The 15,376-nt window shown below is 65.0% G+C and carries 15 protein-coding genes; 7 read left to right on the top strand and 8 right to left on the bottom strand.

Going from position 1 to position 15,376, the window contains the following annotated elements:
* Positions 1–22 precede the first annotated feature (22 nt).
* From fabD to QUH67_RS20170, 3 genes are all read right to left on the bottom strand, one after another.
* Positions 23–988, bottom strand: coding sequence for an ACP S-malonyltransferase (fabD, locus tag QUH67_RS20160; RefSeq protein WP_300940638.1), 966 nt, complete (start codon positions 986–988; stop codon positions 23–25).
* A gap of 115 nt (positions 989–1,103) precedes the next feature.
* Positions 1,104–2,129 (bottom strand): fatty acid desaturase family protein, encoded by a 1,026-nt coding sequence (locus QUH67_RS20165; RefSeq protein ID WP_300940640.1) that lies wholly within the window; start codon positions 2,127–2,129, stop codon positions 1,104–1,106.
* Complete coding sequence (locus QUH67_RS20170) at positions 2,126–2,845, bottom strand: TetR/AcrR family transcriptional regulator C-terminal domain-containing protein (protein WP_300940641.1); 720 nt, start codon at positions 2,843–2,845, stop codon at positions 2,126–2,128. Before QUH67_RS20170 ends, QUH67_RS20165 begins: the two co-directional genes overlap by 4 nt.
* 325 nt (positions 2,846–3,170) lie before the next feature.
* Between QUH67_RS20170 and rpsF the strand changes: the two genes are divergently transcribed.
* The 4 genes from rpsF to rplI all read left to right on the top strand — a co-directional run bounded on the left by rpsF (position 3,171) and on the right by rplI (position 5,695).
* Positions 3,171–3,644: a 30S ribosomal protein S6 gene (gene rpsF, locus QUH67_RS20175; protein ID WP_300940642.1), complete on the top strand. Its 474-nt coding sequence runs from the start codon at positions 3,171–3,173 to the stop codon at positions 3,642–3,644.
* A 5-nt stretch (positions 3,645–3,649) separates the two neighbouring features.
* Entirely contained in the window at positions 3,650–3,889 is a 240-nt protein-coding gene (gene rpsR, locus QUH67_RS20180) for a 30S ribosomal protein S18 (protein ID WP_002711478.1), read from the top strand.
* A 185-nt stretch (positions 3,890–4,074) separates the two neighbouring features.
* Positions 4,075–5,049 (top strand): DUF2232 domain-containing protein, encoded by a 975-nt coding sequence (locus QUH67_RS20185; protein WP_300940644.1) that lies wholly within the window; start codon positions 4,075–4,077, stop codon positions 5,047–5,049.
* Between the two features lie 52 nt (positions 5,050–5,101).
* On the top strand, positions 5,102–5,695 hold the full coding sequence (gene rplI / locus QUH67_RS20190; RefSeq protein WP_300940645.1) for a 50S ribosomal protein L9: 594 nt from the start codon (positions 5,102–5,104) through the stop codon (positions 5,693–5,695).
* 144 nt (positions 5,696–5,839) lie between these two features.
* Here the strand turns inward: rplI and QUH67_RS20195 are convergent, their stop codons facing one another.
* From QUH67_RS20195 to QUH67_RS20205, 3 genes are all read right to left on the bottom strand, one after another.
* On the bottom strand, positions 5,840–6,304 hold the full coding sequence (locus QUH67_RS20195; protein ID WP_300940646.1) for a PaaI family thioesterase: 465 nt from the start codon (positions 6,302–6,304) through the stop codon (positions 5,840–5,842).
* Positions 6,301–6,906: a TetR/AcrR family transcriptional regulator gene (locus QUH67_RS20200; RefSeq protein WP_300940647.1), complete on the bottom strand. Its 606-nt coding sequence runs from the start codon at positions 6,904–6,906 to the stop codon at positions 6,301–6,303. The genes QUH67_RS20195 and QUH67_RS20200 overlap by 4 nt, the downstream gene beginning before the upstream one ends.
* A gap of 96 nt (positions 6,907–7,002) precedes the next feature.
* Entirely contained in the window at positions 7,003–7,971 is a 969-nt protein-coding gene (locus QUH67_RS20205) for a hypothetical protein (RefSeq protein WP_300940649.1), read from the bottom strand.
* Between the two features lie 1,045 nt (positions 7,972–9,016).
* Here QUH67_RS20205 and QUH67_RS20210 point away from each other — a divergent pair.
* Complete coding sequence (locus QUH67_RS20210; protein WP_300940650.1) at positions 9,017–10,516, top strand: replicative DNA helicase; 1,500 nt, start codon at positions 9,017–9,019, stop codon at positions 10,514–10,516.
* A 148-nt stretch (positions 10,517–10,664) separates the two neighbouring features.
* The gene (gene alr / locus QUH67_RS20215) at positions 10,665–11,894 is read left to right on the top strand and encodes an alanine racemase (protein WP_407080338.1); all 1,230 of its coding nucleotides are present in this window, start codon (positions 10,665–10,667) and stop codon (positions 11,892–11,894) included.
* Positions 11,895–11,934: 40 nt separating this feature from the next.
* Here alr and QUH67_RS20220 read toward each other — a convergent pair whose 3' ends face one another.
* Positions 11,935–12,156 (bottom strand): cysteine rich repeat-containing protein, encoded by a 222-nt coding sequence (locus tag QUH67_RS20220; protein ID WP_300940651.1) that lies wholly within the window; start codon positions 12,154–12,156, stop codon positions 11,935–11,937.
* A 142-nt stretch (positions 12,157–12,298) separates the two neighbouring features.
* Here QUH67_RS20220 and xth point away from each other — a divergent pair, with 142 nt between their 5' ends.
* Positions 12,299–13,069 (top strand): exodeoxyribonuclease III, encoded by a 771-nt coding sequence (xth, locus tag QUH67_RS20225; protein WP_300940652.1) that lies wholly within the window; start codon positions 12,299–12,301, stop codon positions 13,067–13,069.
* A 14-nt stretch (positions 13,070–13,083) separates the two neighbouring features.
* On the opposite strand, the gene QUH67_RS20230 is transcribed toward xth, so the two are convergent.
* Positions 13,084–15,348: a spermidine synthase gene (locus QUH67_RS20230; RefSeq protein WP_300940653.1), complete on the bottom strand. Its 2,265-nt coding sequence runs from the start codon at positions 15,346–15,348 to the stop codon at positions 13,084–13,086.
* Positions 15,349–15,376 lie beyond the last annotated feature (28 nt).

A 15,376-nucleotide genomic window follows, 5' to 3' on the forward strand; every position in this document is an offset into this window, starting at 1 on the left:
CTCATGTCTCCTTCCGGGCGCTTCAGGCCGAAGCCGCCAAGGCGTCCTTTAAGGCTTCCTTGGCCGCCGCAATATCGTTGGGTCCACCGACCGGGACGCCGACCGCGCCGTCGGCGATACGCTTGACCAGCCCGCTCAGTACCTTGCCGGCGCCGATCTCGAAGAATCGCGTCACGCCCTGCGACGCCATCCAGGCCACCGATTCGCGCCAGCGCACGGTGCCGGTGACCTGCTCGATCAGGCGGCGGCGAATCTCGTCGGGATCGGTGATCGGGGCCGCCAGTACGTTCGATACCAGCGGCGAGGCCGGCGGCTTGATGGTCACGCCGGAAAGCGCCTGCGCCATCGCGTCGGCGGCGGGCTGCATCAGCGTGCAATGGAACGGCGCTGACACCGGCAGCAGCATCGCGCGCTTGGCGCCCTTGGTCTTGGCGATTTCGATCGCGCGCTCGACGGCGGCCTTGTCGCCGGACACGACGACCTGCCCGCCGCCATTGTCGTTGGCGGCCTGGCAAACCTGGCCCTGCGCGGCTTCAGCGGCGACCGCCATCGCGGCCTCATGATCCAGCCCGAGCAGCGCGGCCATGGCGCCGGCGCCGACCGGGACGGCTTTTTGCATCGCAAGGCCGCGGGTGCGCAGCAGACGCGCGGTATCGCTGAGGCTGAGGCTGCCGGCGGCCGCCAGCGCGGAATATTCGCCGAGCGAATGGCCGGCGACAAAGGCGGCATCCCGCCCCACGGAAAAGCCCGCCTCGGTTTCCAGCACCCGCAGCGTGGCGATCGAGACCGCCATCAGGGCGGGCTGGGCATTTTCGGTGAGTTGCAGGGTTTCGGCCGGGCCGTCCCAGATGATCGCGGTCAGCTTCTCGCCGAGCGCCGAATCGACCTCGTCGAACACCGCGCGCGCGGCTGGAAAGGCTTCCGCCAGGGCCTTGCCCATGCCGACCGCCTGCGAACCCTGTCCCGGAAACGTAAATGCAGCCGTCATCGGCGCTCCCTTTACTCGATGGGGGCCGTAAGACACTGACCAAGGCGGGGATGTCAAGCCGCGGTGCGGAATCGCCGGGAACACCTCCCGGCCACAATTTCTGGAAGCCGCAGATTTAGAACCCGCCCGCCTGCTGGTCGCCTCCGACCTCCTTGCCGGCGCGGGCGCGCCGTGCGGCGCTCGCGACATCGCCCGGACGGTCCTGATGGTTTGGCCTGGCGGTGGCGAGCCGCATCACCGACGCGTAGTTGGGCTGCACCTCCATGCGGTCGGCATAGCGGCTTTCACTGAGGATGCGATGCACGCGCGGAAGATTGTAGCAGGGCACGTAGAACAGCAGATGATGCTCGAGGTGGTAGTTGACGTAATAGGGCGCGATAAACAGCCGCTCGAAAAAATTGGCGCGCGTGGTGCGGGTGTTGCGCAGCGGATCGCCGGAATCGGGAACGACCGCATGTTCGGCGATGTTGCGGATTCGGGTGATGACCATCTGCCAGGTCATGAGCGGCAACAGCCATAGCAACGGATAAGCCCACCACACCCCGGCGGCGGCAAGGCCCGCGAACAGCACGGCGTTGGCGGCAAGCTGCGGGCCGAGCTTTTCCCGGAAGTGCGCGGCGCGGCGCGCAAGCGGCCACTCTTTCGGCCCGAGCGCGTTGAGGAATTGCGCCTTGCGCTGCTGGTAGCCGGTCTGCCCGGTGATATCGCGGAGGAATTTGCGGCGATAGCTCACGCCGGTGATCGGAAACGGCGCCGACAGAACGAGATCCGGATCGTTGTCCTGCTGCGTGTGCGCGTGATGCTTGAGATGATAGCGGCGATAGGCACGGGTCTCGGCGAAGATCGGATAGGCGCAGAACCACTGGCTCAGCGTCAGGTTGGTTTTCTCATCCGCCGACAGGCAACCATGCGCGCCGTCATGCATCAGGATGGCGAGCCCAAGCTGGCGCGAGCCGATGATGCCGACCGCGAGCAGAAAAGTCAGCGGGTTGGGCCACCACGCGACCAGCGCGATCGAACCCAGGATCAACGCCCAGGCATGCGCGATCAGGGCGATGCCCTTCCACGTCACGCGCTCGCGCACGGCGATCAGTTGGTCCTCGTTGAGGAAATCGCGGGCACGGATGCGAAGCGCAGTCATGACGATTTCTCCCCATCGGATGAAGTGGAATCGGACGTCTCGCGGTCGCCGACGAGACGCAGGCGCGTGTCGCCGGTCCTTGTCGTCGCCTGGTCGCCCAGCACGCGCAGCATCTCGGCGCCCATGTCCTCGGCCGAGCGGCCCATGGCGTGACCTTCCACCGTGACGCCGATGGCGAGCGCCCAGAAGCGCCGCGAACTGGCGTCGGGATCGCGCAGGCTCTTCCAGCCGTGCCGTTCGATCTGGCCGGCGTAGGCGCGCATGCCCTCGCCGTGCAGCCGCTCGATGGTGCGCTCGACCAGCGGCGCCAGATCCGGGCGGCGGCGGGTCAGCGTCAGCGCCTCGGCGAAGAATGCGACCGAATCCGTGGCGGTGACCGTGTCGACGAGCGCGCGCGTGTATTCGCCGGGCGTGGCGGCCTGCAGCGCGGCCTGCTCGGCGGCGCGGGCGACATACAGCACGTCGCGGCAGGCGGCTTCAACGAACAAAGCTTCCTTGGTGCGGAAGTAATAGGTGATCTGGCTCGGAAAGGCGTCGGCGGCGGCGGCAATATCAGAGATCGAGGTTCCGGCGAGGCCCCGCTCCTTGAACAGCCGGCTCGCGCCATCCAGCAGCCGCGAGCGCATCTGGCGGCCGGCCGAACGGGTCGCGCGGGCGGCGTGTTTGGGGTCCCCGGCCGGCGGTTCTGAAGCTGTCTGCGCGGAATTGGGAGCCATTTTGCCCTCTTGGCATTGTTTGTATGCCATACAAACAAACTGGTCAAGGTGCGAGGTGCTCTGGTCCGGGGCTCCAGCGGGCGAAGAGCCCGGCCAATTCCGCCCAAAAGCCTTGTCAGCCGGCCGAAAATCCTTATAACCCGCGCATCCGTGGATCCCGGCCGGGAGCTGAACGGACGGTCTCAGCAATCACTTCTGGATTGATGTGGCAGGGCCAGTCGGCCCGTCGTCCCGTGCTTCCGCCTTCTGAGCTTATCCCGAGTCCTTTCCGAAGGTCTCGAAGGGCTTGCCGCCGGGAACCGCGCCAACACAGGAAAGGACACCCATGCCTCTTTACGAGCATGTATTTCTCGCGCGCCAGGATGCGAGCACCCAGCAGGTTGAAGAGCTGACCACCCAGATGACCGGCATCGTCGAGAGCGCCGGCGGCAAGGTCACGAAGACCGAGAACTGGGGCGTGCGCTCCCTCACCTATCGCATGAACAAGAACCGCAAGGCTCACTTCGTGCTGATGAACATCGATGCGCCCTCCGCTGCGGTCTCCGAGATCGAGCGTCAGGAGCGAATCTCCGAAGACGTCATCCGTTACCTCACCGTCCGCGTCGAAGAGCATGAGGAAGGTCCTTCCGCGATGATGCGCAAGGCCGATCGTGACCGCGAGCGCGACGATCGCGGCGGCGGTTTCCGCGGTGACCGCGAAGGCGGCTTCCGTGGCGATCGTGAAGGCGGTGGCTTCCGCGGCGACCGCGGCCCGCGCCGGCCGCGTGAAGAAGACGCAGCAGCAGCGGTAGAGGAGTAAGAATCATGGCTGAAGCTGGTGCACGCCGTCCGTTTTTCCGCCGCCGCAAGACCTGCCCGTTCACGGGTCCGAATGCGCCGAAGATCGACTACAAGGATTCCAAGCTGTTGATGCGTTACGTCTCCGAGCGCGGCAAGATCGTGCCGAGCCGCATCACGGCCGTGTCCGCCAAGAAGCAGCGTGAACTCGCCCGCGCCATCAAGCGCTCGCGTTTCCTCGGCCTGCTGCCCTACGTCATTCGCTAACGAGCATCATCCGGAAAAGTGGACACCGGTTTTCCGAATAAGATCATGCTCAATTAAAAGACGCTTCGATCGGCGGCGTCAGCGCCGCCGGTCGCACTACTTATACATAAGGCTTCCGGGTCGTCCGGTCGCCGATGGTTGGGGTCGAGACGACCTCTAACCGCTCGAAAGGAGCGGGACAGCTGATGATCGCCAATATCGCCATCGCCATTGCCGCTGGATGCGCTTCCGCACTGATGTACGCATCGGTGATTTCGCGCGTGCGGGTGTCGCTGGCGCTGCTGTATCTGGCGCCGCTGCCGCTGATGGTCGCTTCGATCGGCTGGGGCCCGCTCGCGGGCGCGATCGGCGGCATTGCCGCCGCATGCGGCATCGCCCTGCTGTTCGGCCTGCCCTACGCGATTTCCTATGTACTGATGGCGGCGCTGCCGGCGTGGTGGCTCGGCCATCTGATCATGCTCGGCCGTCCGGTCGCGAATGCGGCCCCTGCCGGCAATGGCGCGACGCCGGCGCCGCCCGCGATGGAATGGTATCCGACCGGCCGCCTGCTGCTCTGGATCGCCGGATTCGGCTTTGTCACCACCCTGGCCGCGCTGCTTCCGCTCGGCACCGATGCGGCGGAAGTCGCGGCGTCGATGCGCGAAGGCCTGCTCGCTGCGCTCAAGGCGCGCGGCCTCGAGGCGTCGGCCGACATGGCGCGCGTGGTCAATTTGCTGGTCGCGGCCGTTCCGGCATTCATGGTGATGGGCATCATGAAGATGCTCACGGTCAATCTGTGGCTCGCCGGCAAGATCGCCAAAACCTCCGGCCGGCTGAACCGTTCCTGGCCCGACATCCGGGGCACCACGCTGCCGCCGATGACGATGGTGGCCTTGTGCGTCGCGCTTGCCTTCAGCTTCTCCGGCGGCACGCTCTCGCTGGTGGCGCAGGTCGCAAGCAGCGCGTTGCTGATGGCCTATGCGCTGACCGGCTTTGCCGTGCTGCACACGCTGACGCTGGCGGCGCCGGGCCGCGCGGTATGGCTCGGCATCACCTACGTGGTCATGCTGACGCTGATCTGGCCGGTGCTTGTCATGGTCGTTCTCGGCCTCGCCGACGCCATGTTCGGATTTCGCGAACGCTTCATGCGCGGCCGGCCGCCGCCGCTGCCTGCATCCTGAACTTCACCCCATCCATTCAACCTGATCATCATACTCAAAAAGGAGAACGAAAATGGAAGTCATTCTGCTGGAACGCGTCGCCAAGCTCGGCCAGATGGGCGAAGTCGTCCGCGTCAAGGACGGGTTTGCCCGCAACTTTCTGCTCAAGCGCGGCAAGGCGCTGCGCGCCACCTCCGACAACCGCGCCAAGTTCGACGGCATGAAGGCCGAACTCGAGGCCAACAACCTCAAGGCCAAGGGCGAAGCCACCAAGGTCGCCGAGAAGATCGACGGCCGCAACGTGGTCGTGCTGCGCCAGGCCTCCGAGACCGGCCAGCTGTTCGGCTCGGTCAGCGTGCGCGACATCATCGCGTCCTTTGAAGCCGACGGCGTCATCATCAGCCGCAGCCAGGTGCTGCTCGATGCGCCGATCAAGACCATCGGCAAGCACGCGATCGCCATCGCGGTGCATCCGGAAGTCGAGGTCAGCGTCAGCGTCACCGTGGCGCGCAGCGCCGATGAAGCCGAGCGCATCAACCGCGGCGAGGACATCTCGACCCGTCAGGAAGACCAGGACGCCGCCGCCGAAGCGCTCGCCGCCGCCGGCGAGTTTTTCGATCCGGATGCCCAGCACGACGACGAGCCGGCGCCGGCGAACGAGAAGTAACGCGCCATCGATCCTCATCCTGAAGGAGCGGCGTCTTAGTCGCATCTCGAAGGATGTAGGCCACAGACGGGGCCACATGGTTCAAGACGGCGCAAAGCGCCTCCTTACCATGAGGGGCCAACATGGCACCCAAAGCCCGGCCGCTCAGGCCGGGCTTTGGATTCGGGCCACGGCCTTCTCGTCGAGCATGGCGATCGACGCCAGCGCGGTCGCCGTATGCTTCTCGACCCCATCGGTGACACAGAACACGTCGGCTGCGACCACGGCAACCTGACGTCCGGGCTTGATCACGCGCGCGCGGCAGATCAGTCGCTCGCCCACCGCCGGCGACAGCAGATTCAGTTTGTATTCCGCCGTCAACGCCGGCTGGCCGCGCGACGCCGCGGCCGCGATGGTGGTCGCGTTGTCGACCAGGAACGCGGTGACGCCGCCGTGAAACAGGCCGTGCTGCTGCAACAGTTCCGGCCGGCGGTCGACCGCCAGCGTGCAGGCGCCGCGCGTCAGTTCGGACAGTTCGGCTCCGACATGGCTCATGAAGCCCTGGCGGCCCACATTGTCGCGGATGCGGGTCGCGATCGGTGCAAAATCAGGATCGTGGTTGGCACTCATACGGTTTCTCCCACCTTGTCGATCGCATTGGGCGCTACCACCGCGCGGATGGCGCAGGCGATCAGGATATCGGCCTGCTCTCTCGGGTCGGAGCGGTCGCGGCCGGACAGCCAGGCGCGGCAGAAAATCTGCGCCGGGCCGATGATCTGGCTGAAGAACACCGCAGACGACATCGGCAGCAATTCACCGCGCTCGACCAGCGGCGCGCGCCATCGCTGCACGGCTTCGGCAAGCCGGGTGTTTTGCGCGCGCTGCGCGCCACGGACCGCCTCGGTCCATTCGCTGCGGGAGATCTCGAACAGATAGCGCGCCTCGCGCCGGGAGGTGACGACCCAATCGAGATGCGCCCGGATCAGCCGCGCCACTCCCTCTGCCGCCGTGCAGGGTTCATCGAGCGCGGCTATGACGGCCGAGTGGTAGCGGGCGAGAATTTCCAGGAACAGCGTGCCGGCCAATTCCTTCTTCGAACCGAAGAAATGGAAGAAGCTGCCGTTGGATGCCCGCGCGCGGGTTCTGATGGCGGCGACGGTCGCGCCCTCGAAACCGTCGCGGTCGAACACCGCCAATCCCGCCGCCAGCAGATCCTCGCGCGCCGTCGTCATCGGCCAGTTTCCCAAAGGACAACCAGATCACCACTCTAGAGTAACACTCTAAAGGCGGTCAAGCGACGGCGTCGGGCATTTGGAAATCTTGAAATGTCAGCGGGAGATCGGCGGTGCGGGCGGGCCAGCGGGCCCCGCCGTCACCGGGGCCGCGGATGTCGTGGCCGGCGCACCCGGTGGATCGGCCGCCACGGAAGTGACAGGATCGGGCCGCAGCGGGTTGGGCTCGCTGATGTCTTTGATCGCTTCGACCTTGGAGCTCTCCGGCCTCATTTCGCGGATACCGCTGCCGATCGCGTCGGTGCTGGACGGATCGGATCTGACGGAATCAGAATCCGACTTTGCCGCGGCGGGCTTGGCGGACTCGGTCGCAGCGGATTCGGACCTCGAGACATCCCGCGAGGTCTCGTCTTCCTTCGTGGTATTGCCCGGGGCAACCTGCTCTGTCCGCGGCGGCTCGTCGGGCACGGCCGCGGGCCGGCCGCGCCGGCCCTGCTTCTGCCGGCCGGGCGGCTTGCTGTCAGTGGCAGCCTGTACCGGGGCCTGCCCATCGGCGGCATCAGGCGCGACGCGCGGACGTCCGTACCGCTTCGCGTCGCGGCCGGGTCGCGCGCGCTCGCTTTGCGGCCGGGCCGCATCGGCATCCTGCGCAGCAGCCGGCCGCCGGCGACTGTACCGTTCGGACTGCTCCGGCCTTGCGTCCTGGCGCGGGTCTTGTCGCGCGTCTTCTCTGGGATCCTGCCGGGCGTTTCGCCTTGCATCCCTTTTGGATTGATCCTTGCTCTGATACCGCGGGTCGGCCGCGCCGTTGGAGATCAGGTAGGACGAGAGCACCGAGGCCATATCGGTGCCGGTGGTATAGTGTTGACGCAGGAAGCCCGGCAATGACGAGGCTGGCGTGTTCTTCAACAGGCCGCGCGGGCTCTTGTGGCAGGCGCTGCAGGTGCTCGAGAAAATCTGCGACGGGCTCTTGCCGGCGTCGAGATTTTGAGCCCGTACTGCGCCTGCCGGGAGGCAGGCGATCAGGAGCGTTACCGTCGCTATACTGAGCGCTCGGCTCAACATTCCCTTGCTTCTCCAGACGTGGAATCACCACCAGCATCACATGATGGCCCGGCGGCGGGGTCACCTTTTAGCCGATTGTGAGGCGAATGGAAGCGCGCTCATTGCGCATCTGCGTGATCGCGATGGCCGATATCCGCTTTTAATCCAACGCTGTAGCGAAACAGCATCATGCGCTACATCTCACGGGGAGACGCAAGCAGCAAAGGCCGCAATGGCGGGCTGCAATGGGAGGGTTGCTAACGGCCATCACGCCGGCCGACGAGTGGCGGTCAGTTCCGATTGCGGTAGGACGAGGCATAAGGCGCACGAACCGACGCCGGACGGGCGAGTTGGGCGCGAACCGTAGCCAGCAACCGGTCATCACAGGGAACGCGCAGTTCAGGGCGGGAAATCGCTTCCATCGTCTCGATCAGTCGCGACAGCCACGAACGTTGGCTGCTCGCCGATCGCCATCCCTGGATTTGCTGACCCATCGCCTGCCCTTCCGGTCCGTTATGCTTGGCAACTCGATAGTCGCCAGCCCGTTCCCGATTTCTTAACCACTTCATTCTGCGGCGAAGAAACCACCCTCGATGTGATCTACTTCACAGAGGCTCCCGGCGGCCTACCGTAGAAATACCGCCATGAACCAGCAGACTTACCCAGCGCCTTTCGATTCCGACATCAGGATCGATTATGCCCTGATCGGCATCGGGATCGGCGCGACCTTGTTTGCGTTCGTCTACCTGATCCTGGTTTGACCAACGCTTAAGACGCTGCCGGAAAGTTCCCCGGACATTCGAGTAGGTCTGCCGAAGTCGCGGTAAGGTTCAGGCCTTGCTAAGATTTCAGGTGGCATTTTGCGCAAAAGCGCGCGGATATCGCCGCGTTTTGGCCGAAAGCCCGTCAAGCGCGGCGCCGCTGGCCCGCTGCAGTCATCCACATTTTAGAAGAACGGTGCATAGCGCAGAGCTTTCGCTTCCGCTTTGCCCGCGACAGGCGCTTTATCGCCGCCCCTCTTCGGAATTGCTGGCAACACCAAAAATCACGAGCATAACCTGACACCATGGCTCTGACTGATTCGAACGTCCTGAAACTCGCTCCCGATCCAGGAACTCCGGTTTACCGGAGCGCGCCACACAACATCGAGGCGGAGCAGAGCCTGCTGGGCGCGATTCTCGTCAACAACGACGCGTTCTACCGGGTTTCCGACTTTCTGGAATCGAAGCACTTCTTCGAGCCGCTGCACCAGACCATTTTCGATACCGCCAGCAGCCTGATCCGGATGGGCAAGGTGGCGACCCCCGTCACGCTGAAAACCTTCCTGCCGGCCGACACCGATATCGGCGGCATGACGGTCGGGCAATATCTGGCACGCCTCGCAGCCGAGGCCACCACGATCATCAATGCGCAGGACTACGGCCGCACCGTCTACGATATGTCGCTGCGCCGCGACCTGATCCGGATCGGCGAGGACATGGTCAACGTCGCCTTCGACGCGCCGGTGGATTTTACCCCGCGCACGCAGATCGAAGACGCCGAACGCCAGCTCTACGAACTCGCCGAATCCGGCCGCTATGACGGCGGCTTCCAGCGCTTCTCGCAGGCGCTCACGACCGCGGTCGACATGGCCGCCAAGGCGTTCCAGCGCGACGGCAGCCTGTCAGGCATCGCAACCGGCCTGCGCGACCTCGACACCAAGATGGGCGGACTGCAGGCCTCCGACCTGATCGTCCTCGCCGGCCGCCCGGGCATGGGAAAGACGTCGCTGGCCACCAACATCGCCTACAACATCGCCAAGGCACACCGCTCCGAGGTCCAGACCGACGGCACGATGAAGTCCGTCAATGGCGGCATCGTCGGCTTCTTCTCCTGCGAAATGTCCGGCGAGCAGCTCGCCACCCGTATTCTCGCCGAACAGACCAGCATCTCCTCCAGCATGATCCGCCGCGGCGGCATCAGCGAGGCCGATTTCGAAAAGATCCGCGACTACTCGATCGAACTGCAGTCGCTGCCGCTCTATGTCGACGAAACCGGCGGCCTGTCGATCTCGCAGCTCACGGCGCGGGCGCGGCGGCTGAAGCGCCAGAAGGGCCTCGACCTCATCATCATCGACTACATCCAGCTGCTGCAGGGCTCGGGCAGGAAGTCCGACAACCGCGTGCAGGAAGTCACCGAGATCACCACCGGGCTCAAGGCGCTCGCAAAGGAGCTCAACGTTCCGATCATCGCGCTGTCGCAGCTGTCGCGCCAGGTCGAAAGCCGCGACGACAAGCGGCCGCAATTGTCGGACCTGCGCGAATCCGGCTCGATCGAGCAGGACGCCGACGTCGTCATCTTCGTGTACCGCGAGGAATACTACCTGCAGAACAAGGAGCCGCGGATCGGCACCCCGGAATACGAGAAGTGGCAGCTCGACATGTCGCTGGTGCACGGCAAGGCCGAAGTCATCATCGCCAAGCAGCGTCACGGCCCTACCGGCACCGTGGACCTGCAGTTCGAAGGCCAGTTCACGCGCTTCAGCGATCTCGCGCAGGACGGTCACATACCCGACCGAAGCTATTGAGGCGAGCGGCGGTCGAACCGCCGCGTTCCGCCGCCTGGAGCCTTTTGCGTTCCGATTGAATCGGACGGGGCTGCGGATTGTTGTTTTGATGCGTTTTCTTGGCGCGAACCGCTTTCCACTTCGCTGGAAAACAATCTAAAATGTGGCGATGAACATCGCCCCCGACCCCAAATCCGTTCCGCACGCCACCCCGCTCTCGTCCGAGGCCAACCAGGCGCCGCCCGCCACCGCCACCGGCGTGCTGACGGTCGATCTCGACGCCATCGTCGCCAACTGGCGCAAGCTCGAGAAAACGGCGGTGCCCGCCGAATGCGCCGGGGTCGTCAAGGCCAACGCCTATGGCTGCGGCGCCGCGCAGGTCGCCGGCGCGCTTTCCCGCGCAGGCTGCAAGACGTTTTTCGTCGCCACGACCGATGAGGCCCGCGTGGTTCGCGCGGCAGTGCCGGCACAGGCCGCAATCTACGTGCTCAGCGGCTTCTTCCAGAATACCGGCGAGGCCTACGCCGAAATCGACTGCAAGCCCGTGATCGGCGACCTCAACCAGCTCGCCGAATGGGACGTGTTCTGCCGCCGCTCGGGCTGGTCGGGCGGCGCGGCCATCCATATCGACACCGGCATGAACCGGCTGGGCATGACCATCACCGAGGCGGAGGGGCTCATCCCGCGCATCAATGCCGGCGACCACGGCATCACGCTGGTCATGAGCCACCTCGCCTCCGCCGAGCTGCTCAACAGTCCCGCCAACGCCCGCCAGCTCGCCGCCTTCCGCGAGATCGCGAGTGCGTTTTCCGGCGTGCCGGCGTCGCTGGCGAATTCGTCCGGTATTTTCTTGGGATCGCAATTCGTATTCGACCTGGTACGGCCAGGCTGCGCGCTGTACGGCATCAACCCGACGCCCGAATCCGACAACCCGATGCAGCCGGTCGTCGAACTGAAGGCGCGCATCGTGCAGATCCGCAACATCGAACGCGGCGATACCGTCGGCTATGGCGGCACCTGGACGGCGCGGCGTTCGACCCGGATCGCGATCGTTTCCGCAGGTTACGCCGACGGCTATTTCCGCGCCGCCAGCTCCAATGACGGCACCCGCGGCGCCGAAGTGGTGGTGGCCGGCCGGCGCTGCCCGATCGCGGGGCGGATTTCGATGGATCTGATCGCCGTCGACGTCACCGATCTCGACAAGAGTCTCGTGCGGCGCGGCCACATGGTGACGCTGATCGGCGAAGGCATCACCGTCGACGAACTCGCCCACCATTTCGGCACTATCGGTTACGAAGTGATGACCAGCCTCGGCCGGCGTTACGCGCGGATCTACAAAGGCGGTGATGCCACGGTGGAGCCTCCGGCTCCGGTTGAGCCGGCTGCCGAGCCGACCTGATCCGGTGCATGCTTGCGGCGGCTCCATGCCGGGGCGCGCCCTACTTCGCCTTCCGGCTGGCCAATACTTTCTTGCAGGGGTCGCTGAGCTGGTTCTGCTGCTTGTTCAGGCATGCGACGACGCGGCCGCCGCCGGGCGACGTGCCGGCGCAAAATTTGGCATAGTCCGACGCGCATGCGCCACGCCCGTCGCCGCTTTGGGCAAACGCGGATCCGGAGCATCCGATGGCGAGCACGAGAACGGCGAAGCGCAGTTTCGACATGGAGACTCCAGATTTCAGCACGCATGATGATGACGGATCATGATACGATTTGGCGGAATCGCATCATGATCCGATCTTTTGTTTGAGCATGATCTTTTCGGAAAACCGGTGTCCACTTTTCCGGACCATGCCCTAGCTCTACATGAAGATCGCGACCTTCAACATTAATAATATCAACCGCCGGCTGCCGAACCTGTTGCGCTGGATGCGCGCGGCCAAGCCCGATGTCGTCTGCCTGCAGGAACTGAAATCGACCGATGCCGAGTTCCCGATGGCGGCGATCGAGAAGGCCGGCTTCGGTGCGGTGTGGCACGGACAAAAGACCTGGAACGGCGTTGCGATTCTGGCGCGCAAGACCGAGCCGGTGCTGACGCGAACTGCGCTACCCGGCGACCGCGAGGATCACGAGGCGCGCTACATCGAAGCCGCCGTCAACGGCGTCCTCATCACCAGTCTTTATCTGCCGAACGGCAATCCGCAGCCCGGACCGAAATTCGACTACAAGCTCGCCTGGTTCAAGCGGCTGCGGTCGCACGCCGCCAAACTGCTCAAGCAGGATCTCCCGGTGGTGCTGGCCGGCGACTACAATGTCGCGCCGACCGCGTCGGATATCTATCCGACAAAATCGTGGGACAAGGATGCGCTGATCCAGCCGAAGAGCCGCGCCGCGTTCAAGGCGTTGCTCGACCAGGGCTGGACCGACGCGATCCGCACGCTGCATCCGTCAAAACCGATGTTCACGTTCTGGGATTACAAGCGCAACCGCTGGCCGCGCGACGCGGGCCTACGGCTCGATCACCTGTTGCTGAGCCCACAGCTCACGCCGCGCCTGCTGAAAGCCGGCGTCGATCGCAAGGTGCGCGGCGAGGAAGGCGCCAGCGATCACGCGCCGGCGTGGATCGTGCTGAAGTAACCGCTCACGCGGCCCTACCAGCCGAATTTCATGCGCAGCATGATGCCGAGAATGTTGGAATAATCGTCCGTCCACAACGAACTCTTGGGATCCGGAAACAGCGGCCTCCATTGTTCCGCGACGCGTCCCGTATCATCGGCCGAGCGCGCCATTGCCACGACCCGGGCGTTTGACGCGAATGTCGTCATGAATTCACCCGCCTGGTCGTCTTCACGGAGGAAGCTGACCAGCCCCAGGGATTGCGCGACGTTGGCGACCACGGGCGCGAGATCGAGGTGGCGGTTGGAAATGTGCGCGACAATGACCCCGCCGGGCGAGAGTCTGGCGAGGTATCCCGCCATCGCCTCGCGGGTCAGCAGATGCGCCGGAATACTATCGGACGAAAACGCATCCAGCACGATCAGGTCATAACGGTCGGGCGAGGCTTCCAGCGTCAATCGCGCATCGCCGGCGACGACCGTTGCATCCGCTGCGCAGTTCGACAGGAAGGTAAACAGGCGCGGATCCCGCGCAATGCGGATCACCTCGGGATCGATCTCGAAAAACGTCCATTGCTCGCCGGCCTTGCGATGGCAGGCCAGCGATCCCGTGCCGAGCCCGACGACGGCGACCCGCCCGAGGGCGCCATGGGTCATGCGTGCGACATCGATCGCCTCGGCCAGCGGACCTTGCGCGTAATAGTAGGTTAACGGGCTCGGCGAACCGACGACAGCCGTACCGTCGTCATTGCGCAGGCGCTGGGCGCCATGGATCGTGGTGCCGTGATAGAGAATGCGCGCTTTGCCTCCGGAAACGTCGGCCACCCGGTGGACACCGAAGAAGCTGCGGGCCGTCTCGATCGGCGCCATCCCGGGTCGCCAAAGGCCGGTGAAGACAAAGCTCAGAACCACGAGGGCGAAGAAGCGCGTCATCTTCTGCCGCTGAAACAACATCGCAGCCGCCAGCAGCGCGAGCCCCGCTTGAAATGGCAGCTCCAGCGCCGCGGATAGTTGCGGCCGGATCATGCACCAGGCAAGTACAAGGACCGCACTGGGCAGAAGCCACGGCCAGAGTTCCGTCGCCGCCTTGCGGATGCCCCCGGCAAAGAACCCCGGCATGCACAGCACCGCCAGCGCGACGAGGATGGGATATTCGTAATTGTCGTTGAACAGCTGCGGCGCCAGCAGGCCCGCAAACGCACCGCCGAGCACGCCGCCTAGCGAAGTGCAGAGGTAGAATTCCGTCAGTCGCCGCGGGCTTGGACGACGCCGGTAGAGTTCGCCATGGCACATCAGCGTCAGCAGCGCGAACGCAACGAGGTTGAGGGCAATCACGGTCAGCCAGAACACCTTGTCGCCGCCGATCAGGCTCACCGCGAGCGGCGCCACGACGAAAGGAACCAATCGGACCACGTTGGCATGTGCGATCCATGGCCGCTCCCGAAACACGGCGACGAAAGTAAGCAGGTATATCGCGAGCGGCAGCACCCAGAGGAACGGCGCGGCGGCGATATCGGTCGTCAGATGCGCCGTAACCGCGATCACGAGGCCGGAGGGCACCGCGGCCAGCCCGATCCAGCGCATTCGCTGCACGGCGCCTGCCCCCGCTTCGTCCTGCGCCGAAGCCGGCGCAGCGGCCGGCACTGCGCCGGAGGTGAACAGGCTGGCGATGGCCAGCAGCAGGACAAAGCCCGCAAATCCGAACGACCAGCCGGCCGCTTGCGCCTTCAGCGTCAGCAGCGGCTCGATCGCGATCGGGTAAGCGAACAAAGCGGCAAACGAACCGAGATTGGACGCGGCGTAGAGCACGTAGGGGTTACCCGCCTGCCGGTGCCCGCTGGCGGCAAACCAGCTTTGCAGCAGCGGCGCGCTCGCCGACAGCGTGAAGAACGGAAGGCCGATCGAGCAGGCGAACAGTCCGAACAGCCAGAGCGCCGTTCCTTCGGATGGCGGCGCAGACCATCCCGGAGCGATCGAGATCGGCAACGCCATCGCCGTCAGCCCGACCAGCGCCATATGGAACATCGCGGCCCGGCGCGATTGCAACAGGCGGTTCAGCAAATGCGCGTAGGCATACCCGGCCAGCAGGACCGTTTGAAAGAATACCATCGCGACCGACCAGACGGCCGGCGCACCGCCGAGTTTCGGCAGCACCATCTTTGCGAACATGGGCTGGATCGAAAACAGAAGCAGCGCCGAGACGAACAGCGTCAGCCCGTATAGAAACGGCAAGAGCCGGATGCCGGCCGCCTGCCGATCGAGGCCAGGCGGAATCCGGTCCGAAGCATGGAAAAGCGACATCGATATCCCCGGCACCACCAAATCGCGG

The sequence above is a fragment of the Bradyrhizobium roseum genome (assembly GCF_030413175.1).
Classification (GTDB): Bacteria; Pseudomonadota; Alphaproteobacteria; order Rhizobiales; family Xanthobacteraceae; genus Bradyrhizobium; species Bradyrhizobium roseum.

Bases quoted from the DNA above. Each gene is read 5' to 3' on its own strand.
- QUH67_RS20200 (WP_300940647.1), bottom strand. From the start codon at position 6,906: ATGACGACGGCGCGCGAGGATCTGCTGGCGGCGGGATTGGCGGTGTTC.
- rpsR (WP_002711478.1), top strand. From the start codon at position 3,650: ATGGCTGAAGCTGGTGCACGCCGTCCGTTTTTCCGCCGCCGCAAGACC.
- fabD (WP_300940638.1), bottom strand. From the start codon at position 988: ATGACGGCTGCATTTACGTTTCCGGGACAGGGTTCGCAGGCGGTCGGC.
- rpsF (WP_300940642.1), top strand. From the start codon at position 3,171: ATGCCTCTTTACGAGCATGTATTTCTCGCGCGCCAGGATGCGAGCACC.
- QUH67_RS20170 (WP_300940641.1), bottom strand. From the start codon at position 2,845: ATGGCTCCCAATTCCGCGCAGACAGCTTCAGAACCGCCGGCCGGGGAC.
- QUH67_RS20230 (WP_300940653.1), bottom strand. From the start codon at position 15,348: ATGTCGCTTTTCCATGCTTCGGACCGGATTCCGCCTGGCCTCGATCGG.
- QUH67_RS20185 (WP_300940644.1), top strand. From the start codon at position 4,075: ATGATCGCCAATATCGCCATCGCCATTGCCGCTGGATGCGCTTCCGCA.
- QUH67_RS20210 (WP_300940650.1), top strand. From the start codon at position 9,017: ATGGCTCTGACTGATTCGAACGTCCTGAAACTCGCTCCCGATCCAGGA.
- QUH67_RS20165 (WP_300940640.1), bottom strand. From the start codon at position 2,129: ATGACTGCGCTTCGCATCCGTGCCCGCGATTTCCTCAACGAGGACCAA.
- rplI (WP_300940645.1), top strand. From the start codon at position 5,102: ATGGAAGTCATTCTGCTGGAACGCGTCGCCAAGCTCGGCCAGATGGGC.
- xth (WP_300940652.1), top strand. From the start codon at position 12,299: ATGAAGATCGCGACCTTCAACATTAATAATATCAACCGCCGGCTGCCG.
- QUH67_RS20220 (WP_300940651.1), bottom strand. From the start codon at position 12,156: ATGTCGAAACTGCGCTTCGCCGTTCTCGTGCTCGCCATCGGATGCTCC.
- QUH67_RS20195 (WP_300940646.1), bottom strand. From the start codon at position 6,304: ATGAGTGCCAACCACGATCCTGATTTTGCACCGATCGCGACCCGCATC.
- alr (WP_407080338.1), top strand. From the start codon at position 10,665: ATGAACATCGCCCCCGACCCCAAATCCGTTCCGCACGCCACCCCGCTC.
- QUH67_RS20205 (WP_300940649.1), bottom strand. From the start codon at position 7,971: ATGTTGAGCCGAGCGCTCAGTATAGCGACGGTAACGCTCCTGATCGCC.